The following is a 25,293-nucleotide window of genomic DNA, read 5'->3' on the forward strand; positions in this document are numbered from 1 at the left end:
CTCAGCGTCCCAGATAGACTTCGATGACCCGCTCGTTGGACGAGACCTGGTCGATGGTACCTTCGGCAAGCACCGAGCCTTCGTGCAGGCAGGTGACCTTCACGCCCAATTCGCGGACAAAAGTCATGTCATGCTCGACCACCATCACGGTGTGGGTCTTGTTGATCTCCTTGAGCAGCTCGGCGGTGAGATGCGTCTCGACGTCGGTCATGCCCGCGACGGGCTCGTCGACCAGCAGCAGCTTTGGATCCTGCGCCAGCAGCATGCCGATCTCCAGCCACTGCTTCTGGCCATGGCTGAGGCTGCCGGCAAGGCGCCCCCGCGCATCGGTGAGACGGATGGTCTCCAGCACCTTGTCGATGCGCTCGGATTCCGCCTTGCTGCCGCTCCAGAACAGCGTGCCGCGGACCGAGTGGTCGACGTTGAGCGCGAGCAAAAGATTGTCCTCGACCGTCTGACTCTCGAACACGGTCGGCTTCTGGAATTTGCGACCGATGCCGAGCTCGGCAATGCGGGTCTCGTCGAGACGCGTCAGATCGGTGACGCCGTCGAACAGCACGGTGCCCTCGTCCGGCTTGGTCTTGCCGGTGATGATGTCCATCATCGTGGTCTTGCCGGCGCCGTTCGGGCCGATGATCGCACGCATCTCGCCGGGCGCGAGCGTCAGCGACAAATTGTTGATGGCGTGGAAGCCGTCGAACGAGACGTGCACGCCGTCGAGATAGAGCATCGCGGAGGTCGCGCGGGTATCCATGACGTTCATTTCCGCTGCTCCGCCAACTTCGGTTCGCTGACGCCGTCCTCTCGCGCTGCGCTCTCGGTGGTTGCCGCCGGGCGCTTCGCCTTGAACGGCTCCCACCAGGAATTGAAGGTGCCGACGATGCCCTTGGGCAGCAGCAGCGTCACCAGGATGAACAGCGCACCCAGCATGAACAGCCAGTACGGCGCGAGCATGCCCGAGGTGAAGAACGTCTTGGCATAGTTGACGACGACGGCGCCGAGCGCCGCGCCGACAAGGGTGCCGCGGCCGCCGACCGCGACCCAGATCACCGCCTCGATCGAGTTGCCCGGCGCGAATTCGGATGGGTTGATGATGCCGACCTGCGGAACGTAGAGCGCACCGGCGACGCCGGCCATGCAGGCCGACACCGTGAACACGAACAGCTTGTAGGATTCGACGCGGTAGCCGAGGAAGCGCGTGCGCGATTCCGCGTCGCGGATCGCGATCAGCACCTTGCCGAGCTTGGACGTGACGATCGCCCGGCAGATCAGGAAGCCAGCGATCAGAGCGAGACAGCTCAGCGCGAACAGCGTGGCGCGCGTGCCCTCCGCCTGCACGTTGAAGCCAAGGATGTCCTTGAAGTCGGTCAGGCCGTTGTTGCCGCCGAAGCCGAAATCGTTGCGGAAGAAACCGAGCAGGAGCGCATAGGTCATCGCCTGCGTGATGATCGACAGGTACACGCCGGTGACGCGCGAGCGAAAGGCGAGCCAGCCGAAGCAGAAGGCGAGCAGGCCGGGCACGAACAGCACCATCAGGGCGGCGAACCAGAACATGTCGAAGCCGTACCAGTACCAGGGCAGCTTCTGCCAGTTCAGGAACACCATGAAGTCGGGCAGGATCGGGTTTCCATAGACGCCGCGGGTACCGATCTGGCGCATCAGGTACATGCCCATGGCATAGCCGCCGAGCGCGAAGAACGCGCCATGGCCGAGCGAGAGGATGCCGCAATAGCCCCAGATCAGGTCGATCGACAGCGCCAGAATGGCGTAGCAGACATACTTGCCCCAGAGCGCCACCAGATAGGTCGGCACCTGGAAGAACGAGCCCGCGGGCAACAGCAGGTTGGAGAGCGGAATCAGGATGCCGCAGGCGGCGACGATGGCGAGAAACAGCGTCGCGCCGCGGTCGAGCGATCGCGTGAGCATGTGAGGGGTCATGCTTCCACCGCACGGCCCTTGAGCGCGAACAGGCCGCGCGGGCGCTTTTGAATGAACAGGATGATCAGCACCAGGATCGCGATCTTGCCGAGCACGGCGCCGGCGACCGGCTCCAGGAACTTGTTGGCGATGCCGAGCGTGAATGCGCCGACCAGTGTGCCCCAGAGATTTCCGACCCCGCCGAACACCACGACCATGAAGCTGTCGATGATGTAGCTCTGGCCGAGATTGGGGCTGACGTTGTCGATCTGCGACAGCGCAACGCCGGCGATGCCGGCAATGCCTGAGCCGAGGCCGAAGGTCAGCGCGTCGACGCGCGAGGTGGCGATGCCCATCGAGGCCGCCATGCGGCGGTTCTGCGTCACCGCGCGCATTTCGAGACCGAGCGCGGTGTAGCGCAGCATCGCAAGCAGGATCGCAAACACCGCGAGCGTGAAGCAGAGTATCCAGAGCCTGTTATAGGTGATGGTGATCTGGCCGAGCTCGAAGGCGCCGCTCATCCAGGAAGGATTGCCGACCTCGCGGTTGGTCGGACCGAACGCAGTGCGCACCGCTTGCTGCAGCACCAGGGACAGGCCCCAGGTCGCGAGCAGCGTTTCGAGCGGGCGACCGTAGAGGAAGCGGATGATGCTGCGCTCGATCAAGACGCCGATCGCGCCCGACACCAGGAAGGCGAGCGGCACGGCGATCAGCAGCGAATAGTCGAACAGAGCGGGATAGCGGGTGCGGATCACCTCCTGCACCACGAAGGTGGTGTAGGCGCCCAGCATCACCATCTCGCCATGGGCCATGTTGATGACGCCCATCACGCCGAAGGTGATGGCAAGGCCGATCGCGGCGAGCAGCAGCACCGAGCCGAGCGAGAGGCCGTACCAGGCGTTCTGCACCGTGGACCAAACCGCGAGCGAGCTCTGGATCGAGCCGATCGCGCCCGCCGCGGCCTTGGTCACCGAAGCCGGCTGGTCGCCCATGCCGGTCAGCAGTGCCAACGCTTCCTGGTCGCCGCGCCCCTTGAGGATGGCGACGGCTTCGAGCTTCTCGACTTCGGTCGCGTCGGATTTGAACAATAGGATCGCCGCACGCGCTTCGCCGAGCGCGGCCTTGGCGGATTTGTTGGTTTCCTTGGCAAGCGCGGCATCGACGGCATCGAGCGCCGTCTCCTCATGCGACTTGAAGACGGATTGCGCGGCCTGGATGCGCGTCGAAAGATCCGGCGACTGGAGCGTCAGACTTCCGAGCGCGGCATCGACGCTGCGGCGCAGACGGTTGTTAAGCCGGACGGCGCTTGCGCTGTCGGGTACGCTCGCAACCGGCTGGCCGGTCGCGGCATCGATCGACTTGCCGTCGGTGCCGGTGACATAAACCTTCTTGCTGTCCGGATCGGCCATCAGACGGCCGTCCTGCAACGCGCTGATGATCGGAAAAGCGAGCGGATTGCCGCTGCTTGCGACCACGCCGATCGCTTCTTCGGTGTCGGAAAAATCGTCGTTGGCGAATTTGGCGACCGCATCCTCGAACGGACCGGCTAACGCCGGCAGCGCGAACGCGATCAGGAAAAACGAAAGCGCAAGCGTGCAGAGACGGGCTGGCAATTTTGCGAGCACTGTGAATTACCCCGGCAGAAATGGATGGAGAGGGCGGCGGGATCGCCGCCCTCTCCGTGTCGTCATATCATGTCAGACCTGGATCAGGAGCCCGAACCGAGGCACTTGTTGGTCTTGACGTTGTAGTTGCCGCACTTCTTCTCGACCCAGTCGCCGATCAGGTCCTTGGAGCCGTCGAGCTCCTTCGACCAGGCGTCGCCCGGAACGAGGCTCGGCGTCTTCCAGACCACGTCGAACTGGCCGTTGCCCTTGATCTCGCCGATGAACACCGGCTTGGTGATGTGGTGGTTCGGCAGCATCTTGGAGGTGCCACCGGTGAGGTTCGGCGCCTCGATGCCGGGAAGCGCATCGATCACCTTGTCCGGATCGGTCGACTTCACCTTCTCGACCGCCTTCACCCACATGTTGAAACCGATCACGTGCGCTTCCATCGGGTCGTTGGTGGTGCGCTTCGGGTTCTTGGTGTAGGCCTGCCACTCCTTGATGAACTTCTCGTTCGCCGGAGTCTTGATCGACTCGAAGTAGTTCCAGGCGGCGAGATGGCCGACCAGCGGCTTGGTGTCGATGCCGGCGAGCTCTTCCTCACCCACCGAGAACGCGACCACCGGGATGTCCTTGGCCTTGATGCCCTGGTTGCCGAGCTCCTTGTAGAAGGGAACGTTGGCGTCGCCGTTGATGGTCGAGACCACTGCGGTCTTCTTGCCGGCCGAGCCGAACTTCTTGATGTCGGCCACGATCGTCTGCCAGTCGGAGTGACCGAACGGCGTGTAGTTGATCATGATGTCTTCCTGGGCGACACCCTTCGACTTCAGGTAGGCTTCCAGGATCTTGTTGGTGGTACGCGGATAGACGTAGTCGGTGCCCGCGAGCACCCAGCGCTTCACCTTCTCTTCCTTCATCAGGTAGTCGACGGCGGGGATCGCCTGCTGGTTCGGCGCGGCACCCGTGTAGAACACGTTGCGCTCGCTCTCCTCACCCTCGTACTGCACGGGGTAGAACAGGATGTTGTTAAGCTCCTTGAAGACCGGGAGCACCGACTTGCGCGACACCGAGGTCCAGCAGCCGAACACGACGGCAACCTTGTCCTTGGTGATCAGCTCGCGCGCCTTCTCGGCGAACAGCGGCCAGTTCGAAGCGGGATCGACGACGACGGCCTCGAGCTTCTTGCCGAGCACGCCGCCCTTCTTGTTCTGCTCGTCGATCAGGAAGAGGATGGTATCTTTCAGCGTGGTCTCGCTGATGGCCATGGTGCCTGAGAGAGAATGCAGCACGCCGACCTTAATGGTGTCGTCTGCGGCCTTTGCGCCGGTAAAGGAAGCCAGACCCAGCATCAGTCCGGCGGTCGCGGCGAGCAAGCCGCGGCGGCTAAATGACGCCGCTATATCGTGAGTGGATTTAGTAAGCATGAGGTATCATCTCCCTGACGCAGACGTGAAAACGCTGCGAGACGGCCCCACGGCCGTCTGCGATTAACGGAATCGCAAGAACCGTGCCATGGGCCATGAGACGGCTAAGCTATTGATTTAGCACAATAAATTTGCCGGAACCAAGGATTTGCCACACTTGACCCGCCCAAATATTGGGCATGAAAAATGTATGCTTAAGCGGCAGACAGTCTGTTTTTTGATCAATAATCGACCGCTGTCTAAATTTCCGGCATAACTATTCGTGCACCGCAACGCCAGGCTGCGGCCGCGCCGTCTTGAAAGCGCCACCGGGATGCTTCATATGAGGGCCTGAGACCCGAATCATTCGAATGATCAACGGGTCGTAGCAAGCCGCGTGTTCTTAAGCCCGTTTGGGCCTCTGGCTTGCCCCTCTCATCAAGCAATCCGACACCCCAAACACGCAGGTGTCTTCTCGACACCCTTGCGCGCGCCACGCGGAAACAGCGTGGGCGTTCGCTTTTGACATTGGAAAGAACCTCTTTTGACTTCCTTTCAGGACTTCGGCCTGGCCGATCCCATTTCGCGCGCCCTCAAAGAAGAAAACTACGTCACGCCGACCCCCATTCAGGCCCAGACCATCCCCCTGGCATTGACCGGCCGGGACGTCGTCGGCATTGCCCAGACCGGCACCGGCAAGACCGCATCCTTCGCGCTACCGATCCTGCATCGCCTGCTGGACAACCGTGTCAAGCCGCAGCCCAAGACCTGCCGAGTGCTCGTGCTCTCGCCCACCCGCGAGCTGTCCGGCCAGATCCTCGACAGCTTCAACGCCTATGGCCGCCACATCCGCCTGACCTCGACACTCGCCATCGGCGGCGTGCCGATGGGCCGCCAGGTGCGCGCGCTGATGCCTGGTCTCGAGGTACTGGTGGCTACCCCTGGCCGCCTGCTCGACCTCGTGCAGAGCAACGGACTGAAGCTTTCGAGCGTCGAATTCCTCGTGCTCGACGAAGCCGACCGCATGCTCGACATGGGCTTCATCAACGACATCCGCAAAATCGTCGCCAAGCTGCCGATCAAGCGCCAGACGCTGTTCTTCTCGGCCACCATGCCGAAGGACATCGCCGAGCTCGCCGACTCCATGCTACGCGACCCCGCGCGCGTCGCCGTCACCCCGGTGTCCTCGACGGCGGAACGCATCCGCCAGCGGATCATCCAGGTGGATTTCTCCGCCAAGCCCGCATTCCTGACCAAGCTCCTGAAGGACGAGCCGATCGACCGCGCGCTGGTTTTCACCCGCACCAAGCACGGCGCCGACAAAGTCGTGAAGACGCTGGCCAAAGCCGGTATCGCCTCCAATGCCATCCACGGCAACAAGTCGCAGAACCATCGCGAGCGAACGCTGGCCCAGTTCCGCTCGGGTGAGATCCGCACGCTGGTGGCGACCGACATTGCCGCTCGCGGCATCGATGTCGACGGGATCAGCCACGTCATCAATTTTGACCTGCCGAACGTGCCGGAGACCTACGTCCACCGGATCGGCCGCACCGCGCGGGCCGGCGCAGACGGCACCGCAATCTCACTGGTCGCAGGCGGCGAGGAACTCAGCTATCTCCGCGACATCGAGCGCCTGATCCGCGTGGCGCTCCCGCGCGAGGATCATCGCACCGACGCCGGCCGCGAGACGGCGCATGCGCCGTCTGCTCCCGCAAAGCAGCATCGTCCGGGCCGCCCCGGTCCACGCCCGCAGGGCGCGCGGCATGGCGATGGACGACATGGCGACGCACGCCATGTGGATGGCAGGCCCGGCGACGGTCACAAGGCTTCAAAGGGGTCTCGCCGCCGCCGTTCCGGTGGTAAGATGAATTCGTCATCAAACGATCGGTCGGAACAGCGTCCCGCGCATAGCGCCGGCCAGTCTGATGGGATACAAGGCGTTGCGTTTTTACGCCGCGAGAGTCGCCCGAACGGTCGACCCAACCGCAAACCCTTTTCGCACTAGCCGTCCCACGACCTGGAGAAATTCATGGCTAAGGAAGAGCTGATCCAGTTCGAAGGACTGGTCACCGAAATCCTCCCCGACGCGCGCTACCGCGTGCAGCTCGACGCCGGGCACGAGATCGTCGCCTACACCGCCGGCAAGATGAAGAAGAACCGCATCAAGACGCTGGCGGGCGACCGCGTGACGGTGGAGATGTCGCCCTACGATCTGGAGAAGGGACGGCTGATTTTCCGCCACAAGGACGAGCGTCCGGGTCCGACCGGCGGCCCGCCGCGGGGCGGAGCGCAACGCGGCGGACAGTTCCGTCGCCGCTAAGGCTCGCGGCAGTGCCGCGATACGGAATTAAGATTCTGGTCTGATGCGATCTGCCGCCCGCCCGGGCGGCGGATCAAAAAATCGTGCACGTCAGGATTGTTTTGAAAACCCCTTTCCAATAAAATGAATTAATCGATTTTCGGCCGGACGACATTAGCATCCACCGGTACAGCCGGTTCAGACACGCTGACGACCCTTCCAGAAATTCGATCTAACCCGTCCGCGAAAGCGGGCATCGACACTATGTATCTGAGAAGGGACTACCCCCATGAGCATGGGAACCGTGAAGTGGTTTAACGCGACCAAGGGTTTTGGCTTCATCCAGCCCGACGACGGCGGCAAGGACGTGTTCGTGCACATCAGCGCCGTGGAACGTGCTGGCCTCGGTACGCTGCGCGAAGGCCAGAAGATCTCCTACGAGATCGTTGCCGATCGTCGGTCGGGCAAGTCGGCAGCCGACAATCTTCGCTCCGCTGGCTAAGACCGGCCCGCTCCAGGCGGATTTGAGCAAACGAAAAGGCCGTGCGTTGTGCGCGGCCTTTTTTCATGTCCGAAGATCGGAGACGCTCAGTAGGTCGTGCAGCTCGTCGACGGGCTGTAATAGACACAAGTCGATTGACGCGGGCGCGCATAGGCGACGTCGCTCAGCGTGATCGCGTTCTTGAGCGCGTAGCCGATCGTCGGCGTGTAGACGTAGCTGACCTCACTGAAGATCAGATAGGTGCCGCCGATCGCGAGCGTCGAAGGGATGCTCACCACCGAGGCCTGCGATCGCACCAAGGAACCCTTGCTCCATTGCACGCGCGCCACCTTGGTCGTGGGATCGACGTAGAGCTCGCTGATCGTCGCCGAGGTGACCGAGCTGTTGTAGTACGGTGTCATGATGCCGTAGGACGCCGCGAAGAAGTTGGTCATGTCGGTGTCGCCGACCGACGTCGATTGCGAGGTCAGGTCGGACAGCGTGCGCGCCATCATCGTGACCTTGCGGTCGATCGCGACTGCTGACGAGAACTCGACGGCACCGAAGAACAGCACCAGCATCAGCGGCACCACCACCGCGAACTCCGTCGCCGCCAACGCGCGGCTGTCGGCGCCGAAATCGCGCGCGCAGGAGGCGGCGTTTCGCCGGATTTTCGCAATCGCCCGCATGGTTCCGCTCGGATCCGTTGGCGTCAATTGGAGTAGGGTTCGTTCTTGAAGGCGGCCGTCGCGACCAGCAGGCGCTTGTTGCCCGCGAGATTCGAGATGTTGTAGCCCAGCCCGGTGACGAAGAGCGGCCACTGGTAGAACAGCCGGACGACCACGATGTCGCCGGCGCTCCCGGCGCTGTAGCCCATGTTCGTATCGAAATTGCCGGCCGAATCGATGTGGCTCGGCAGCGTGACTGCCGAGAACGACGAATAGCTCGAGACGTCGACGTAGAGGCTGCTGCAATCGAAGAACAGCGCCGGGATCTGGGTGCAGACGTAGCTCTTGAACGTCGTCTGCGTGCAGGCCGCCGCCACACCGGAGACCGCACAGGCCGACACCGAGCCGCTCTGCGCCTGGCCCGTCAGAACCGAGCGCGCGGCATCCTGCGTGACCGTCTCGAGCACCTGACTTGCGAAGAACATGATCGCGGTCTCGATGATCGCGAACAGCAGCGCGAAGAAGATCGGCGCGACCAGCGCGAACTCGACCGCCGCGGAGCCGCGGCGGTTGCGGCGCAAGCGCTGGAGCTGGCTGCGCAACGAAAACGTCCAGGCGGCGGGCGACGGCATTGAGAAAGACCCTGTGGCGGCAGTGAGACTCTGCCTCTCACATGAAACGAACGACTCGCCCGTTTCAGGCGGTCAAGATGTCCGTGAAGGATACCTTGCGCGTTTCGGGTCCGAGCGCGGCAACCAGGCCGCGGCCGGCGGCTTAGTTGGTCTTGGCCGCCGAACTGGCATTGCCGCTGGCCGAGTTGCTCAGCGTACCGGCCTGGCCGATCGTGTTGTTGAAATAGGCATCGCTGTCGCCGAGCGTCACGCGGCGCTGGCAGATCGGCATGCAGCTATAGGACTCGCGCTCGATGCCGCGATAGACGGTGACGAGCCGGTCGCTCGGTCCTTCGACCTGGATTTGCCGATCGACGAGGATCTCCCCACCGCGGTCCAGCGCGATGAAATTGGTGGCGCCGTAGCCCTTGCCGGTCACCACGATCATGCCGCCCGGCTGGAGCGTGACGTCTGCGATCAGGGGATTGCCAACCACGATGGTCGCGACCTTTCCAGGCAGCTTCACGAGCTTAGCCTGGTCGACATTGACGGCGATGGCGTCGCTGGTGGATTCGGCAAGACCGGCTGCCGGCAATGCCAGCACGGCGGCCGCAACCAGGACACAAACACGCGCGTGACGGCGCAGAAACTCTTTACGCATACTCTACCCCGGGACCTGACCTGGCCGGCTAAAGCGATACGAGGCGGAGCCGGCGCCCGACCCGGCTAAACTGACCTCAATTCATGAACGTTCCGCAAACGCGAGGGTTAAAGCCTGATGCGATCGGGCAAAAACCGTCGTGATGGAAATGCGCTGCACTCTCTGCGCTAACCCGGCCCTATCTTATCGCGCGTTAGCGCCGAAACGGATAGGCGAGCTGGCCGCCGATCTCGCTCGGCATTCCCGCTTCGTCCTTGCCATAGTCCTGCGGCAGCTCGTTCGCCGGCATCCGGAAGGTCCCGAACAGGATGTCCCAGAGCGGGAAGGTGCCGGCAAAATTGGTATTGCCGCCCTGCTCGAGCGAGGTGTGGTGCCAGCGGTGAAACACCGGGGTCGCCAGCACATATTTGAACGGTCCGAGCGTCCAGTTGAGATTGGCGTGCACGAAGGCGGAATGGAAGGTGGTGAACGGCCCGAGCCAGATCATCACGTTCGGCGAGATGCCGACGGTGAGCAACACGACGTCGACGCCGATCGTGCCGAGCACCAGATTCACCGGATGGAAACGCGCCGCCGAGATCCAGCCCAGCTCCTCCGAGGAATGATGGATCGCGTGGTACTTCCAGAATCCGCCACCGTGAAACAGCCGGTGCAGCCAGTACAGCATGAAATCCGACAGGACGAGGAACACCGCCGCCTGAGCCCATAGCGGCAGCTCCGACAGCGGGCCGTGACCGTTGTCGTAGAAGGCGATCAGCTCGTCGGGATCGTGGATGTTGAAGACGACTCCGGCGGCGACGATCAAGAGCCCGATCCGCATCGTGCGGGCGAACACCGGCACGAAGAACCAGTAGCAGATATCGGTGACGATCTCGCGCTTGCGCCACCAGGGCACGCCGGGATTACAGGCCCAGAAATGCTCGAGCACGGTGAAGACCACCGCGAGCGCCGCAGTAACGGGAATGACCTTTGCGATGGTTTCGCCGAGCATCAAGGCGACGTCCATGGGCAGGCTCGACATCGGCGTCTCATCTCTCATCTGTATCGGCTTTACGCCTACGCTTCGAAATTTAAGGGAGCGTGAAGCCGCTCTGCATATTGGCGGTCTTTGTTCCCGCGGACCGCAAATGCTTCGAATTTCGAATGCGCGCCTTAAGACGAAATTGACTCTGGTGAAAAGCATCACGCCAGAATCGAGTTTCCGTGATCAGGTTAACCGTACCGCAACGGCTCGGCTCTCATCCTCGCAACACTTGGAATTTGCGCCGAACGAGGCCACCCCACACCCACATGGAGTTTTTGCTCATGAAGAACCTGATTGCGCGTTTCGTGAAGGATGAATCCGGCGCCACTGCCATCGAGTACGGCCTGATCGCCGCCGGCATTGCGCTCGCGATCATCACCGTCGTCAACAACCTCGGCACCTCGCTGAACTCCAAGTTCGGCTCGATCAGCAGCTCGCTGAAGTAAGCGTCCGACGTGTTGCAGGAAGCCCCGGATACGTCCGGGGCTTTGTCTTTCCGGAAAGCCTCGAGTTCCAGTGGCGTTGCATAAGACCAGAACCGATGCCGTGTTCGAGACGGCAGCTTCCGCGCAAAGCGAGGCGCCGACCTATTGGGTCTGCCTTGCGCTGTTGCTCGCGCTGGTCGCGCTCGCGGCCCGGATCGCCAGCATCTGGTGATCTCCGCAGTACCCCGTTTCAGGTTTGTTTAACACTGACGACTAGAATACCGCGAGCTCCGATCCCGCGCCGGCCAGCGCTCCCTGAAGAAGCAGATCATGATCCTCGACCTCGCGCGCCTTCTGCTCTTCCCGGCCCTGGTGGCCTTCGCCGCCGCGAGCGACCTGCTCACGATGACCATCTCGAACCGAGTGTCGCTGGCGCTGGTCGCCGGCTTCTTCGTCCTTGCGCTCATAGGCGGCATGGCGCCTTACGACATGCTGACCCATGTCGGCGCCGGTGCCCTGATGCTGGTCATCACATTCTCCTGCTTTGCCATGGGCTGGATCGGCGGCGGCGACGCGAAAGTCGCAGCCTCCGTCGCGCTTTGGTTCGGCTTTACCCATCTGATGAACTTCCTGCTCTACGCCTCGCTGTTCGGCGGCGCGCTGACCTTGCTGCTGCTCCAGTTCCGGCAATGGCCGTTGCCTTACGGACTTGCCGGACAGGCCTGGCTCGCGCGGCTGCACGCCAAGGAAGGCGACATCCCCTACGGCATCGCGCTCGCGATCGGCGCGCTGATGGTCTATCCGGAGACGGAATGGGTGAAAGCGATTGATCTCGCTCACCTCGCGCTGCGCTGAACGCACCGGATAAACCCGGCGTTAAGCCGATTTAGATACGCCTCATTAACCATGCTTTGACGTTTAGCTGGTCAACTGCCATCACGGCGGCGGCAGCGTCGCGGCGTCTTGTGGAAAGTGAAGCGTAATGAATACCGCACGCATTGTCGTCCTGACGGTCGCTATCGGTGCCGGCGGCATCGCCGCGTACCTGGCGAGCGGGTCCGACAGCCCGTCGCCGCCCCCGGCCGCGCCGGTTGCTCAGCTTCCGACCGTCGACGTCCTGGTGGCCAAGTCCGACATCGGCCTCGGTCAAACCGTCAAGCCCGAAGACATGCAGTGGCAGACCTGGCCGACGGCGACCGCCAGCGCTGTCTTCATCCGCCGCAACGAACGTCCCGACGCCACCACCCAGATCACGGGCTCGATCGCCCGCGCGCCCTTCATCCAGGGCGAGCCGATCCGCGAGCAGAAGCTGGTGAAGGCCGAGGGGTCCGGCTTCATGGCTGCGATCCTGCGGAGCGGCATGCGCGCCGTCTCCACCGAAATCTCGGCAGAGACCGGCGCCGGCGGCTTCATTCTGCCCAATGACCGCGTCGACGTGCTGCTCACCCGGCGCGACAAGAATGCCGGCGCCAGCGCGGGCGGTGACGTCGTCAATTCCGAGATCCTCCTGTCCAACATCCGTGTTCTGGCGATCGACCAGGCGCCGAAGGAGAAGGACGGCCAGAACAGCGTCGTCGGCAAGACCGTGACGCTCGAACTAAAGCCGGAGCAGACCGAAACGCTGGCACGCGCGCGCCAGACCGGCACGCTGTCGCTGGCGCTGCGCAGCATCGCCGACATCAACGCCAAGAACGAGAACGAGGACGAGCCGGCGCGCAGGCGCGGCGAGACCGTCTCGGTCATTCGCTTCGGCATTCCGAGCCAGATGACCGCACAGAAGTGACGATGGGGGCCTTCGATATGAAATGCAGGGGCAATCGGGCGGCGTTGCGGACCAGCATGGTTCGCGCCCTGTCGTTTTCAGCCGCACTGGCACTGACGCTCAATCCGGCGCTCACCCCGGTCATCGCCGCCGACTATCGCAACGCGGCACCGATCGCGGCCGACGGCCAGATGAACGCGCGCTTCCTGTCGCTCGGCGTTGGCAAGTCGATCGTGATCGACCTGCCGCGCGATATCAAGGACGTGCTGGTCGCCGATCCCAAGATCGCCAACGCGGTGGTCCGCTCGGCGCAGCGCGCCTATATCATCGGCGCCGCCGTCGGCCAGACCAACATCGTGTTCTTCGATTCCGCCGGCCAGCAGATCGCGGCCTATGACATCGCGGTCAAGCGCGACCTCAACGGCATCCGCGCGGCGCTGAAGCAGGTCGCCCCCAACTCCGACATCCAGATCGACGGTCTCGCCGAGGGCGTCATTCTGACCGGCACTGCGGCAAATCCGATCGAGGCGCAGCAGGCCAACGACCTTGCCGTCCGCCTTGCCGGCGGCGCCGACAAGGTGGTGAACTCCATCGTGGTCCGCGGCCGCGACCAGGTCATGCTGAAGGTGACGGTCGCCGAAGTTGCGCGCAACATCGTCAAGCAGCTCGGCATCGACCTCTCCGCCAATCTCGCTTACGGCACCGCGGTCGTGAACTTCACCAACTCCAATCCGTTCACGGCCCTGGGCCGCAACCTGGTGTCCGGTAATAGCCTGAACACGTCGTTCGGCTCGACCCCCTCCGTGCAGGCGACGCTGCGCGCGATGGAAACCGCGGGCGTGATCCGCACGCTGGCCGAGCCGAACCTGACCGCGATCTCGGGCGAGTCGGCGACCTTCATCGCCGGTGGTGAATTCCCCGTGCCGGCGGGCTATGCCTGCGATCCGACAACGCACGTCTGTACCAACCAGATCAGCTTCAAGAAGTTCGGCATCTCGCTCAACTTCACCCCGGTGGTGCTGACCGAGGGCAAGATCAGCCTGCGCGTCATGACCGAGGTCTCGGAGCTCTCCAACGACAACTCGATCACGCTGTCGCAGGCGGTCTCATCGAGCACGACGAACTCGCTGACGGTGCCCTCGATCAGGACCCGGCGAGCGGAGACCACGCTGGAAATTCCGTCCGGCGGCGCGATGGCGATGGCAGGCCTGATCCAGGAGCAGACCAAGCAGGCGGTCAGTGGATTGCCCGGGCTGATGCAGCTCCCGGTGCTCGGCACGCTGTTCCGCAGCCGCGACTACGTCAACAACCAGACCGAGCTGATGGTTCTGGTGACGCCCTATATCGTACGCGCCGTCGCGCAGAAGGACCTGTCGCGTCCGGATGACGGCTTTGCCGCGCCTTCCGATCCACAGGCCGAGCTGCTCGGCAACATCAACCGCATCTACGGCGTTCCGGGCCGGGTCGATCCCGCACGGAATTATCGCGGCACCTACGGCTTCATCACCGACTGAGGCGGAACGGGGACTTCGAGAATGACCACCAGACCACCCCAGAATCGCAACAGTGCCCTGCGCGTCAGCGGCGCGCTCGTCGGCATCGCGATTGCGCTCGGCGCCTGCACCCATACCGACGAAGCCGTCACCGCCTCCATTCCCGAGGATTACAAGCAGCGCCACCCGATCGCGATCGAGGAGCAGAACCGCTCCATCGTCGTCTTCGTCGGTCACGCGCGCGGCGGCCTGACCGCAGCCCAGCGCGCCGACGTCATGGGCCTGGCATCGACCTGGACGCATGAAGGCACCGGCGCGATTCATATCGACGTGCCGACCGACACGCCCAATGCGCGCCCGGCTGCGGATTCGCTGCGGGAAATTCAGGCAATGCTGGCTGCCGCCGGCGTGCCGCCGCGCGGCGTCATCGTGCGCCGCTATCGCCCCGAAGACCAGCGCTTCCTGCCGCCGATCCGCCTGACCTATTCCAGGATTGCCGCGGTCGCGGGTCCCTGCGGGCTATGGCCTGAAGATGTCGGCCCCTCCATCAAGAACCCGCGATGGTTCGAGAACAAGTCTTATTACAATTTCGGCTGCAGCTATCAGCGCAATATGGCTGCAATGATCGACAATCCGTCGGATCTCGAGCAGCCGCGGCCTGAAACGCCGGCCTACACGATGCGCCGCAATGTCGCCTTCGAGAAATATCGCAAGGGTCAGACGACGTCGACCACCTATCCCGAGGCCGACAAGGCCAAACTCAGCGACACCGGCAAATGATCAGCTACGCTCGCCAGACTCAAGACGAACAGCCGCAGGGCGCGCCGCCGCCGGCAGAAGAGCATATTGCACCTGCCCCACGCGTCTCGGTCCAGGCGTTCTGCGAGACCGTGGAAACCGCCGCCGCCGTGCAATCGGCCGGCGAGGACCGCCGCCTCGGCAAGGCTCACCTGAAGATCCAGATGGGCGGCATCGCGGCTGCAGCCGAAGCCTATCGCTCCGCCCCCACACCGAACGTGATCGTCCTGGAGAGCGACGGGCGGGCTGACCTGCTCGGCGGCCTCGACCAGCTCGCGACCGTCTGCGATGCCGGCACCCGCGTCGTCGTGATCGGCCGCATCAACGACGTCATGCTCTATCGCGAGCTCGTGCGCCGCGGCGTCAGCGACTATGTGCTGGCACCGGTTGGCCCGATCGACGTCGTGCGATCGATCTGCAATCTGTTCTCTGCGCCGGAAGCCAAGGCGGTCGGCCGCATCATTGCAGTCGTCGGCGCCAAGGGCGGCGTCGGCGCCTCCACCATCAGCCACAACGTCGCCTGGGCGATCGCGCGCGACCTCGCCATGGACGCGGTGGTCGCCGATCTCGACCTCGCCTTCGGCACCGCCGGGCTCGACTACAACCAGGATCCGCCGCAGGGCATCGCGGACGCCGTGTTCTCGCCGGACCGCGTCGATACGGCCTTCGTCGACCGTCTGTTGTCGAAATGCACCGACCATCTGAGCCTGTTGGCCGCGCCGGCGACGCTCGACCGGGTCTATGATTTCGGCACCGACGCCTTTGACGCCGTGTTCGACACGCTGCGCTCGACCATGCCCTGCATCGTGCTCGACATCCCGCACCAATGGACGGGCTGGACCAAGCGCGCCCTGATCGGGGCGGACGACATCCTGATCGTGGCCGCGCCCGACCTTGCGAACCTGCGCAACACCAAGAACCTGTTCGACCTCTTGAAGGCGGCTCGGCCGAACGACCGGCCTCCGCTCTACTGCCTGAACCAGGTCGGCGTCCCCAAACGGCCCGAAATCGCCGCCACCGAGTTCGCCAAGGCGATCGAGAGCCAGCCAATCGCCTCGATCCCGTTCGAGCCACAGACTTTCGGCTCCGCGGCCAATAACGGCCAGATGATCGCGGAAATCTCGGCCAACCATAAGTCGATCGACATGTTCCTCCAGATCGCCCAGCGCCTGACCGGCCGCAGCGAGACCAAGAAGCAAAAGTCGTCGTTCCTTTCACCCCTGATTGAGAAGTTGCGCGGAAAATAGCCGCCGCATGGAGTTGTTAAGTGTTCGGTAAGCGTAGCGGAACAGACACCGACCTTCGGGCCCCCAAGCCCGGCGCCGTGTCGCCAGAGCCTGCCCAGGCCCCGGCGCCGAGTGTTTCGCGCGCGCCGCCGCCCCCGGCCATCGCCTCGCCGCCGCTGGCGCCGATCAAGGCTCCCCCGCCCCCGCCGATGGAGAGCCGCCGCTCGGACAATTACTACGAGGTCAAGGCGACGATCTTCGGCGCCCTGATCGAGGCGATCGACCTCGCCCAGCTCGCCAAGCTCGACTCCGAATCCGCGCGCGAGGAAATCCGCGACATCGTCAACGAGATCATCGCGATCAAGAACATCGTGATGTCGATCGCCGAGCAGGAGGAGCTGCTCGACGACATCTGCAACGACGTGCTCGGCTATGGCCCGCTCGAGCCGCTACTGTCGCGCGACGACATCGCCGACATCATGGTCAACGGTGCCAACACGGTGTTCATCGAAGTCGGTGGCAAGATCCAGCGCACCGGCATCCGCTTCCGCGACAACCAGCAGCTCCTCAACATCTGCCAGCGCATCGTCAGCCAGGTCGGCCGGCGCGTCGACGAATCCTCGCCGATCTGCGACGCCCGTCTCGCCGACGGCTCCCGCGTCAACGCCATCGTGCCGCCGTTGTCGATCGATGGCCCCGCGCTGACCATCCGCAAGTTCAGGAAGGACAAGCTGACGCTGGATCAGCTCGTCAAGTTCGGCGCGATCACCCCCGAAGGCGCGGAGATCCTCCAGATCATCGGCCGTTGCCGTTGCAACGTGCTGATCTCCGGCGGTACCGGTTCGGGCAAGACGACGCTGCTCAACTGCATGACCAACTACATCGAGCACGACGAGCGCGTCATCACCTGCGAGGACGCGGCCGAACTGCAGCTCCAGCAGCCTCACGTGGTGCGGCTCGAAACCCGACCGCCCAACATCGAGGGTGAAGGCCAGGTCACGATGCGCGAATTGGTGCGCAACTGCCTGCGTATGCGCCCCGAACGCATCATCGTCGGCGAGGTCCGCGGACCCGAGGCCTTCGACCTGTTGCAGGCCATGAACACCGGCCATGACGGCTCGATGGGCACGCTGCATGCCAACAATCCGCGCGAGGCGCTGTCGCGCTGCGAATCCATGATCACGATGGGCGGCTTCTCCCTGCCCTCGCGCACCATCCGCGAGATGATCTGCGCCTCCATCGACGTCATCATCCAGGCCGCCCGCCTGCGCGACGGTTCGCGCCGCATCACCCACATCACCGAGGTGATGGGCATGGAGGGCGACACCATCATCACGCAGGACATCTTCCTCTATGACCTCGTGGGTGAGGACGCCAACGGCAAGATCATCGGACGGCATCGCTCGACCGGCATCGGTCGGCCCCGCTTCTGGGAGCGCGCCCGCTACTACGGCGAGGAGAAGCGCCTTGCCGCTGCGCTCGATGCGGCGGAAGTGGCGGCGAAGACGTGAGCGGTAACGCACCATGAAGATACAGGTCCTCGCCCTCGCCTTTCTCGCCACCGCCGCCGTCGGCGGCATCGCCTGGGTTTTCCTCTATCCGCTGTTATCAGGCGAGCGAAAGGCGGAGAGCCGCCGCGCCTCCGTCGCGCGCGCCGAGCCGGTCGCGACACGGCAGGCCGAGAAAAGCCAGCGCTCGCGCCGCGAGCAGGTCGAGACCACGCTCAAGGATCTCGAACAGCGTCGTCTGAAGGAAAAGAGCGTTCCACTCAGCGTGCGGCTGTCGCAGGCCGGACTGGACTGGACGTCGCAGAAATTCTGGATCGTCTCCGCCGCGCTCGGCGGCGCGTTCTTCTTCGTCGTCATGTTCGTCGGCGGCGGACTGCTGGGGGCCGCGGGCCTTGCCTTCGCCGGCGGCTTGGGCCTACCGCGCTGGATGCTGAGCTTCCTGAAGAAGCGCCGCGAGAACAAGTTCCTGGCGGCGCTCCCGGATGCGGTCGATGTCATCGTCCGCGGCATCAAGGCCGGCCTGCCGCTGTTCGAATCGATCAAGGTCGTCGCTGCCGATTCGCCGGAGCCGCTGCGCAGCGAGTTCTTGGCGATCATCGAGACCCAGGCCATCGGCATGCCGCTGGGTGAGGCCTGCGCGCGTCTCTATGAGCGCATGCCGCTGCCGGAAGCGAACTTCTTCGGCATCGTCGTCTCGATCCAGCAGAAGTCCGGCGGCAACCTCTCCGAGGCCCTCGGCAACCTCTCGAAGGTGCTGCGTGACCGCAAGAAGATGAAGGAAAAGATCCAGGCGATGTCGATGGAGGCCAAGGCCTCCGCCGGCATCATCGGCTCGCTGCCGCCGATCGTGATGTTCCTGGTCTATCTCACGACCCCGCAATACATCTCGCTGCTGTGGACCCACCCCACCGGCCAGCTCATGCTGGTCGGCTGCGTCGTCTGGATGTCGATGGGCATCCTGGTGATGAAGAAAATGATCAACTTCGACTTCTGACGGTGCGCGTATGGTCGATCTCCTCGTCACGAAACTGCACGACGTTCATTTCATGACGATGCTGCTGGCGGCAATCGCCGCCAGCGCCACCGTCTACACGCTGGTGATGCCGCTGTTCGCCGGCGAAGGCCTTGCCAAGCGCATGAAGGCGGTGGCAAGCGAGCGCGAGCGCATCCGGCAGCGCGAGCGCGACCGGCTCGCCAAGACCGAGAAGGTTTCGCTGCGTCAGACGCCGAAGCAACTCGTCTCCAGGGTGGTCGACGACTTCAACCTCACCAAATGGCTGGCGCAGGAAGCCGCGCGCGATAAGCTCGTGATGGCAGGCTATCGTGGCCAGGCGCCCTACATCACTTTCCTGTTCGCCCGCATGGTGACACCGCTCGTGCTGTTCGTCGGCTCCATGCTCTACGTGTTCCTGATCGCGCATATGCAGCAGTCGCTGCCGATCAAGGTCGGTATCTGCGTCGGCGCCGCCTATCTTGGTCTCCAGGCGCCGATGCTGTTCCTGCGCAACGCGATCTCCAAACGCCAGCTCTCGATCAAGCGCGCCTTTCCCGACGCGCTCGACCTGCTGCTGATCTGCATCGAGTCCGGCATGTCGGTCGAGATGGCATTCCGCAAAGTCGCGACCGAGATCGTCGGCCAGTCGATCGCGCTGTCGGAGGAATTCACGCTGACCACGGCCGAGCTGTCCTACTTGCAGGACCGCAAAGTAGCCTATGAGAACCTGGCGCGGCGCACCGGCCTCGAAGGCGTCAAATCGGTCTGTCTCGCGCTTCAGCAGGCGGAGCGCTACGGTACCCCGCTCGGACATTCCTTGCGCGTGATGGCACAGGAAAACCGCGACATGCGCATGAACGAGGCCGAGAAGAAGGCCGCCGCGCTGCCGCCAAAGCTGACCGTGCCGATGATCCTGTTCTTCCTGCCGGTGCTGTTCGTCGTCATTCTCGGACCGACCGGCATCAAGGTCTCCGAGCTGCATTGATCGCTCGCGCCGTCCAACACGCGTTGAGTGAGATCAAACGCAAGCAGTTGCCGAGGTTCACCTCTCCCCAGCGAGGAGGGGTGAACTGCACCTCCGACTCGCGCCGGAAACTCGTCCTGTTCTAGCCGGCTATTCCGATTGGCTGAGGGAAGCGACCGGCATGCGCTTTGCCGCGTTGTGCGGCGCGTCGTTGCGGTTCAGCATTTCCTTGAGGTAGGCGACGTTGGCCGCGGCTTCGTCCGGCGGCAGGTCGGCCTTGACGATGCTCTCGGCCTCCGCGAAGCGTCCCTGCAGGCCGACCACCAGCGCAAGATTCTGCCGTACCCGCGCGCTGGCGCGTGGCGAGGCATAGGCCTGCCGGAGCGTCTCTTCCGCCCGCGGCAACTCCTTCGTGAGCATGTAGGAAAGGCCGAGATTGGACAGGACGCCTGGATCGCCGGGCGTGATCTTCAGTGCGCTGACATAGTAGCGGCGCGCTTCCTCGTGCTTGCCCATCTGGTCGAGGCAGGTGCCCTGCACGGAGAGCAGGCGCCAGTCCGGGTTGTCGGGCGAGTGCGCCTTCGACAGCACGTCGAAGGCCTGCTGAAAATTGCCGTTGTCGGCGAGCGCGTGGCCATAGAGCGCCAGAAGCGGCTTATTGCCGGGATGGGCGATGGTTGCCTGCTCCAGCACGGCGGCGGCCTGCGCCCGCTGGCCGTTGGCGCGCAGCGCCTGGCCAAAGGCAAGCGCGGCGTCGGGATCCTTCGGATTGGCGCGGTAGCGCTCGCCATAGACGTCGGCGGCGCGGACAGGATCTGCGGGCACTGCGGTTTCCGTGCGCGGCGACACCGAGCCCGTGATGTCGGAAATCTTAGACATCGCCGTACAGCCGCCGAGGCCCGCAGCGATGACCGCCACCAGCGAGCTGGATGCAAGAAGCCGGGCAACACTGAACCGCTGACGCATGACGCTTTGACTCTCGAGCCGATTGATCGAGCCGAACACGCCAGCAATAGACTGTTAACCCTAACGGCCGGTTAACACGGGCCTGCCGCCCCCAGGGCGGAGCGCCGCACGGCCGGCGGGCATGCCACCGAGAGCGAGGTCGACCCTCAACGGTCTTGCGCGGAGCGGCTCAGTACTCCATGGCGAGGCGCTTCCTCACTTCATCGATGCGCTTGTCGAGCGCGTCGAAACGCGCATGGACTGCGCGGTCATGGAGATAGAAAATGTAGCCGCCGGCGAGGAATGCGAAGATCCAGTGATGGTGTTCGACATAGGCGAAGACCGCCTCGACGGCCTGGCCGAAAAACGCGACCACGCTCCACAGAAATTCCATTGCATTCCCTCCCGGCACGGCTTGTCTTGGACTTGCCCTTGATCCGCGGCACCGACGCCACAGACGAGTTTTGGTGGAACCTAGCATGGTGACGGCGAGGCGAGTAGCAGCTCGCGGGCGCGCCGAGGGCGGCAAAGCCGATTGCGGGTGCCGCGAAACTCTGCGAAGTCTCTTGTCATCATCTGAACCAGCTTGGGCCGGACCCGCCAATGCCTTCCGTATTCGAGACGTCGTCTGCCGCCATTCCCATCACCTTCGTTACCAAATCGAGCTGGGACCGGGTCGCCGAGACGCTGGTGCCGCCGCAACGGCAGTTCGCCGCGGCCAACGGCTTTGCCGGAAAGCCGGGCGCCTATCTCGCGTTGCCGGCGCCGGATGGCGCAGTCGCAGGGGTCTTGTTCGGCCTCGAGGACGAGGCCGCAAGATCACGCGACCTGTTCCGGCCAGGCAGCCTGCCGGGGCTGCTGCCTGCCGGCACCTATCGCTTCGCCAATGCGCCGCACGATACGCGCCTCGCCACCCTCGCCTTTGCACTCGGCAGCTATCGCTTTGCCCGCTACCGCAAAGCGGATGCGCCCGAGGTCAGGCTGGTGCCGCCCGATGGGGTCGACGCCGCCGAAATTACTGGGATCGCCGATGCGGCGTGTCTGGCACGCGATCTCGTCAACACGCCTGCCAACGACATGGGGCCTGTCGAGCTCGCTGCGGCGGCGCAGGCGCTCGCCGCCGAATTCGGCGCGAGCTTTGGCTGCATCGTCGGCGACGAATTGAGGGCGCAGAATTTTCCGCTCATCCATGCAGTCGGCATGGCTTCGACCCGCGCGCCGCGTCTGATCGACATCACCTGGGGCGACCCTGCGCATCCAAAGGTCACTCTGGTCGGCAAGGGCGTCTGCTTCGACACCGGCGGGCTCGATATCAAGCCGTCGAGCGGAATGCTCATCATGAAGAAGGACATGGGCGGTGCGGCCAACGTGCTGGCGCTCGCGCGCATGGTGATGGGTGCCAAGCTCAAGGTGCGGCTGCGCGTGCTGATCCCCGCCGTGGAGAACGCGGTCGCCGGCAATGCCTTCCGGCCGCTCGACATCTTCCCCTCGCGCAAGGGGATCACGGTCGAGATCGGGAACACCGACGCGGAAGGCCGGCTGGTGCTGGCCGACGCGCTGGCGCTGGCGGACGAGGAGAAGCCCGATCTGCTGATCGATCTGGGCACGCTGACCGGTGCGGCACGCGTTGCGCTGGGCCCGGATTTACCGCCCTTTTACACCAATGATGAGACGCTTGCCGCCGACGTCGCGCGCTGCGCCGTCAAGGAGAACGATCCGTTGTGGCGCATGCCGCTATGGCCGGCTTACGATTCCTGGCTGGACTCCAAGACGGCCAACATCACCAACGCGCCATCCGGAGCCTTCGCCGGCTCGATCACCTGCGCGCTGTTCCTGCAGCGTTTCGTCGAGCAGGCGAAGAGCTGGCTGCATGTCGACATCTACGCCTGGACGCCATCGGCAAAACCCGCGCGACCCGAGGGCGGCGAATGCCAGGCCGCGCGCGCTCTCTTCGCACTTTTGAGCGAACGCTATGCATGACCCTCGGGTGACGCCGGCACGCGGCGACATCGCCGCGAAATATCTCGAAGCCAAGGTGCAGGCCGAGCGCTTCGTCACCGGCGAAGAATTCGAGGTGGTCGAGGCAATCGCGCCGCTGCGCGAGCAGCCGTCGTCGAGCGCGATGCTGATGACCGAGGCGCTGCGCGGCGAGCGCGTCACGATCTACGATCGCAACGGCGAAGGCTGGGCCTGGGGCCAGCTCGTAAGTGACGGTTATGTCGGCTGGGTTCCCGATGCGACGCTCGCCAAGCCCGCGGCTGCGCCGACAAACAAGGTCAGTGCGCTCCGGACCTTTGCCTTTCCGGGCCCGTCGATCAAGCTGCCGCCATCCGACACGCTCGTGATGGGGTCAAAAGTCGCGGTAACGCGCGAGGACGGCTCCTTCGCAATCACCCGCGAGGGACACTATCTCCCGAAGACGCACCTCGTCGCTCTCGACCACCGCGAGCCGGATTTGGTCGCCGTCGCCGAGCGCTTCGTCGGCACGCCCTACCTCTGGGGCGGGAAGAGCTCATTCGGCATCGATTGCTCGGGGCTGGTCCAGGTTTCACTCACTGCCGCCGGCATCGGCTGCCCGCGCGACAGCGACATGCAATTGGCGGGTCTCGGACGAACCCTGGAGCCGCATGAGAGGACCAAGCTGCAACGCGGCGACCTGATTTTCTGGAAGGGCCATGTCGCGATCGTGCGCGATGGCAGCACCATGGTCCACGCCAACGCGCATCACATGGCGACGGTGATCGAGGCGATCCAACCGGCAATTGCGCGGATCAAGCAGGCCGGCAGCGAGGTCATTGCGATCAAGCGGCTGGGTTGATCTCGCGAAAGTGACTCGGACCACCTCGCCCATGGGGAGAGGTGAGGAGCCTACGTCGCCACCGCCCCGTTGCCGGCCGTCTCCAGCCGGAACGCGGCCGCGAACAGGGCGCGCGTGTAGTCTGTCTTCGGGTTCTTGAACAGCTCCGCCGCCTGCCCTTCCTCGACCACCTTGCCGCCGCGCATCACGATCAGGTGGCTGGCGAGCGAGGCCACGACGCGCAGATCGTGCGAAATGAACATGTAGGTGAGATCGCGCTTGCGCTGCAATTCGCGCAGAAGGTCGACCATCTGCGCCTGGAACAGCATGTCGAGCGCGCTGGTCGGCTCATCCAGCACGACGAAATCCGGCTCGAGCACGATCGCGCGCGCGATGCTGATGCGCTGGCGCTGGCCGCCGGAGAATTCATGCGGATAGCGGAAGCGCGTTTCCGGATTGAGACCGACATCCTCCAGCGCCTTGATGACGCGTGCCTCGCGGTCCTCGCGCGAAAGCTTCGGCTGATGCACCGAAAGCCCCTCACCGACGATATCGGCGACCGACATGCGCGGGCTGAGCGAGCCGAACGGATCCTGGAACACGACCTGCATGTCGCGGCGGAACGGGCGCATCTCCTTGAAGCGCAGACCCTGGATATCTTTCCCCAGGAAGACGATGCGGCCGTTCGACGAGATCAGCCGTAAGAGCGCAAGCCCGAGCGTGGTCTTGCCGGAGCCGGACTCGCCGACGACGCCGAGCGTCTCGCCCTTGCGCACGGCGACGCTGACGCCGTCGACCGCTTTGATGTGTCCGACCGTCTTGCGCAGGAAACCGCGCTTGATCGGAAACCAGACCTTCAGCGCGTCGGCCGACATCACGACCGGCGCGTTCGGCTGCGGCGGCGCCGGATCCGGCTTCGGCTCGGCCGCGAGCAGGTCACGCGTATAGGGATGCTTGGGGCTGGTGAAGACCTGCTCGACCGGCCCCTGCTCGACGATCTTGCCGCCGTTCATCACGCAGACGGTGTCGGCGATACGGCGCACGATACCGAGATCATGGGTGATGAAGAGCAGGCTCATGCCGAGGCGCGATCGGATCTCGGCTAGCAGCGCCAAAATCTGCGCCTGCACCGTGACGTCGAGCGCCGTCGTCGGCTCGTCCGCAATCAACAGGTCGGGCTCATTGGCGAGCGCCATCGCGATCATCACGCGCTGGCGCTGACCGCCGGAGAGCTGATGCGGATAGCTCGCGAGCCGCGTCTCGGGATCGGGGATGCCGACCTGGGCGAGGAGTTCCAGCGTCCGCTTGCGCGCCAGCGCATTGCTGGTCGGATTGTGGAGCTGGATGATCTCGCCGATCTGCGCCTCGATCGTGTGCAGCGGATTGAGCGAGGTCATCGGCTCCTGGAAGATGATGGAGATGTCGCTGCCGCGGATTCCGCGCATCTCCTGCTCCGAGAGGTTCAGGATCTCACGCCCCTTGAAGCGGATGCTTCCCGAGGGATGCGAGGCGTTGGGATAGGGCAGAAGCTTCATGACCGAGAGCGCGCTGACCGACTTGCCGGAGCCGGATTCGCCGACCAGCGCCACGCATTCGCCGCGCTTGATCTGGAACGACACCTTGTCGACGGCGAGCGTCGTGCCTGCGCCCTGGTGGAAGGCCACCGAGAGGTCGCGCACGCTCAGAAGGGGCTGGTTGATCGCGTCCATC

General features: G+C 64.1%; 26 protein-coding genes. 15 read left to right on the forward strand and 11 right to left on the reverse strand.

The window, feature by feature from the left end:
- Position 1 precedes the first annotated feature (1 nt).
- The 4 genes from urtD to urtA all read right to left on the reverse strand — a co-directional run bounded on the left by urtD (position 2) and on the right by urtA (position 4,948).
- Complete coding sequence (urtD, locus tag SO180_RS31355) at positions 2 to 763, reverse strand: urea ABC transporter ATP-binding protein UrtD (protein ID WP_449382694.1); 762 nt, start codon at positions 761 to 763, stop codon at positions 2 to 4.
- Positions 760 to 1,938: an urea ABC transporter permease subunit UrtC gene (gene urtC, locus SO180_RS31360; RefSeq protein ID WP_449382695.1), complete on the reverse strand. Its 1,179-nt coding sequence runs from the start codon at positions 1,936 to 1,938 to the stop codon at positions 760 to 762. Before urtC ends, urtD begins: the two co-directional genes overlap by 4 nt.
- The gene (gene urtB / locus SO180_RS31365) at positions 1,935 to 3,542 is read right to left on the reverse strand and encodes an urea ABC transporter permease subunit UrtB (protein ID WP_449382696.1); all 1,608 of its coding nucleotides are present in this window, start codon (positions 3,540 to 3,542) and stop codon (positions 1,935 to 1,937) included. The genes urtC and urtB overlap by 4 nt, the downstream gene beginning before the upstream one ends.
- Before the next feature lie 83 nt (positions 3,543 to 3,625).
- Entirely contained in the window at positions 3,626 to 4,948 is a 1,323-nt protein-coding gene (gene urtA, locus SO180_RS31370) for an urea ABC transporter substrate-binding protein (protein WP_449382697.1), read from the reverse strand.
- A 523-nt stretch (positions 4,949 to 5,471) separates the two neighbouring features.
- Here urtA and SO180_RS31375 point away from each other — a divergent pair.
- From SO180_RS31375 to SO180_RS31385, 3 genes are all read left to right on the forward strand, one after another.
- Positions 5,472 to 6,932: a DEAD/DEAH box helicase gene (locus SO180_RS31375; protein WP_449382698.1), complete on the forward strand. Its 1,461-nt coding sequence runs from the start codon at positions 5,472 to 5,474 to the stop codon at positions 6,930 to 6,932.
- 24 nt (positions 6,933 to 6,956) lie between these two features.
- A complete protein-coding gene (infA, locus tag SO180_RS31380) occupies positions 6,957 to 7,247 on the forward strand; it encodes a translation initiation factor IF-1 (RefSeq protein WP_027521693.1) in 291 nt (96 codons plus the stop codon).
- A 268-nt stretch (positions 7,248 to 7,515) separates the two neighbouring features.
- On the forward strand, positions 7,516 to 7,728 hold the full coding sequence (locus SO180_RS31385) for a cold-shock protein (RefSeq protein WP_011084262.1): 213 nt from the start codon (positions 7,516 to 7,518) through the stop codon (positions 7,726 to 7,728).
- 86 nt (positions 7,729 to 7,814) lie between these two features.
- On the opposite strand, the gene SO180_RS31390 is transcribed toward SO180_RS31385, so the two are convergent.
- The 4 genes from SO180_RS31390 to SO180_RS31405 all read right to left on the reverse strand — a co-directional run bounded on the left by SO180_RS31390 (position 7,815) and on the right by SO180_RS31405 (position 10,668).
- Positions 7,815 to 8,396: a TadE/TadG family type IV pilus assembly protein gene (locus SO180_RS31390; protein ID WP_449382699.1), complete on the reverse strand. Its 582-nt coding sequence runs from the start codon at positions 8,394 to 8,396 to the stop codon at positions 7,815 to 7,817.
- Positions 8,397 to 8,419: 23 nt separating this feature from the next.
- The gene (locus SO180_RS31395) at positions 8,420 to 9,007 is read right to left on the reverse strand and encodes a TadE family protein (protein ID WP_449382700.1); all 588 of its coding nucleotides are present in this window, start codon (positions 9,005 to 9,007) and stop codon (positions 8,420 to 8,422) included.
- 142 nt (positions 9,008 to 9,149) lie between these two features.
- The gene (locus SO180_RS31400) at positions 9,150 to 9,647 is read right to left on the reverse strand and encodes a pilus assembly protein N-terminal domain-containing protein (RefSeq protein WP_449382701.1); all 498 of its coding nucleotides are present in this window, start codon (positions 9,645 to 9,647) and stop codon (positions 9,150 to 9,152) included.
- A gap of 193 nt (positions 9,648 to 9,840) precedes the next feature.
- Entirely contained in the window at positions 9,841 to 10,668 is an 828-nt protein-coding gene (locus SO180_RS31405) for a sterol desaturase family protein (protein ID WP_449382702.1), read from the reverse strand.
- A 284-nt stretch (positions 10,669 to 10,952) separates the two neighbouring features.
- Here SO180_RS31405 and SO180_RS31410 point away from each other — a divergent pair, with 284 nt between their 5' ends.
- From SO180_RS31410 to SO180_RS31455, 10 genes are all read left to right on the forward strand, one after another.
- Positions 10,953 to 11,117, forward strand: a complete 165-nt coding sequence (locus SO180_RS31410) for a Flp family type IVb pilin (RefSeq protein ID WP_027521689.1) — start codon at positions 10,953 to 10,955, stop codon at positions 11,115 to 11,117.
- Between the two features lie 76 nt (positions 11,118 to 11,193).
- Positions 11,194 to 11,328 carry a hypothetical protein gene (locus SO180_RS31415; protein ID WP_449382721.1) on the forward strand — a complete coding sequence of 45 codons (135 nt, stop codon included), beginning with the start codon at positions 11,194 to 11,196 and terminating at the stop codon, positions 11,326 to 11,328.
- A gap of 98 nt (positions 11,329 to 11,426) precedes the next feature.
- Complete coding sequence (locus tag SO180_RS31420) at positions 11,427 to 11,951, forward strand: A24 family peptidase (protein ID WP_449382703.1); 525 nt, start codon at positions 11,427 to 11,429, stop codon at positions 11,949 to 11,951.
- A gap of 127 nt (positions 11,952 to 12,078) precedes the next feature.
- A complete protein-coding gene (cpaB, locus tag SO180_RS31425) occupies positions 12,079 to 12,879 on the forward strand; it encodes a Flp pilus assembly protein CpaB (RefSeq protein ID WP_449382704.1) in 801 nt (266 codons plus the stop codon).
- Between the two features lie 17 nt (positions 12,880 to 12,896).
- Entirely contained in the window at positions 12,897 to 14,372 is a 1,476-nt protein-coding gene (locus tag SO180_RS31430) for a type II and III secretion system protein family protein (RefSeq protein WP_449382720.1), read from the forward strand.
- A 21-nt stretch (positions 14,373 to 14,393) separates the two neighbouring features.
- Positions 14,394 to 15,131 carry a CpaD family pilus assembly protein gene (locus tag SO180_RS31435; RefSeq protein ID WP_449382705.1) on the forward strand — a complete coding sequence of 246 codons (738 nt, stop codon included), beginning with the start codon at positions 14,394 to 14,396 and terminating at the stop codon, positions 15,129 to 15,131.
- Positions 15,128 to 16,396, forward strand: coding sequence for a CpaE/TadZ family protein (locus tag SO180_RS31440; RefSeq protein ID WP_449382706.1), 1,269 nt, complete (start codon positions 15,128 to 15,130; stop codon positions 16,394 to 16,396). The genes SO180_RS31435 and SO180_RS31440 overlap by 4 nt, the downstream gene beginning before the upstream one ends.
- 20 nt (positions 16,397 to 16,416) lie before the next feature.
- Positions 16,417 to 17,886 (forward strand): TadA family conjugal transfer-associated ATPase, encoded by a 1,470-nt coding sequence (locus tag SO180_RS31445; protein ID WP_449382707.1) that lies wholly within the window; start codon positions 16,417 to 16,419, stop codon positions 17,884 to 17,886.
- A gap of 13 nt (positions 17,887 to 17,899) precedes the next feature.
- Positions 17,900 to 18,877: a type II secretion system F family protein gene (locus tag SO180_RS31450; protein WP_449382708.1), complete on the forward strand. Its 978-nt coding sequence runs from the start codon at positions 17,900 to 17,902 to the stop codon at positions 18,875 to 18,877.
- Positions 18,878 to 18,887: 10 nt separating this feature from the next.
- Positions 18,888 to 19,862, forward strand: coding sequence for a type II secretion system F family protein (locus SO180_RS31455; RefSeq protein WP_449382709.1), 975 nt, complete (start codon positions 18,888 to 18,890; stop codon positions 19,860 to 19,862).
- Between the two features lie 129 nt (positions 19,863 to 19,991).
- Here the strand turns inward: SO180_RS31455 and SO180_RS31460 are convergent, their stop codons facing one another.
- Both SO180_RS31460 and SO180_RS31465 read right to left on the reverse strand, forming a co-directional pair.
- On the reverse strand, positions 19,992 to 20,807 hold the full coding sequence (locus SO180_RS31460; protein WP_449382710.1) for a tetratricopeptide repeat protein: 816 nt from the start codon (positions 20,805 to 20,807) through the stop codon (positions 19,992 to 19,994).
- A 169-nt stretch (positions 20,808 to 20,976) separates the two neighbouring features.
- Complete coding sequence (locus tag SO180_RS31465; protein WP_449382711.1) at positions 20,977 to 21,180, reverse strand: hypothetical protein; 204 nt, start codon at positions 21,178 to 21,180, stop codon at positions 20,977 to 20,979.
- Between the two features lie 209 nt (positions 21,181 to 21,389).
- On the opposite strand from SO180_RS31465, the gene SO180_RS31470 reads away from it, so the two are divergent.
- Complete coding sequence (locus SO180_RS31470) at positions 21,390 to 22,766, forward strand: leucyl aminopeptidase family protein (protein ID WP_449382712.1); 1,377 nt, start codon at positions 21,390 to 21,392, stop codon at positions 22,764 to 22,766.
- Positions 22,759 to 23,604, forward strand: a complete 846-nt coding sequence (locus SO180_RS31475) for a C40 family peptidase (protein ID WP_449382713.1) — start codon at positions 22,759 to 22,761, stop codon at positions 23,602 to 23,604. The genes SO180_RS31470 and SO180_RS31475 overlap by 8 nt, the downstream gene beginning before the upstream one ends.
- Positions 23,605 to 23,654: 50 nt before the next feature.
- On the opposite strand, the gene SO180_RS31480 is transcribed toward SO180_RS31475, so the two are convergent.
- Complete coding sequence (locus tag SO180_RS31480) at positions 23,655 to 25,292, reverse strand: ABC transporter ATP-binding protein (RefSeq protein WP_449382714.1); 1,638 nt, start codon at positions 25,290 to 25,292, stop codon at positions 23,655 to 23,657.
- Between the last annotated feature and the right edge of the window lies 1 nt (position 25,293).

The sequence above is a fragment of the Bradyrhizobium sp. UFLA05-112 genome (assembly GCF_053572325.1).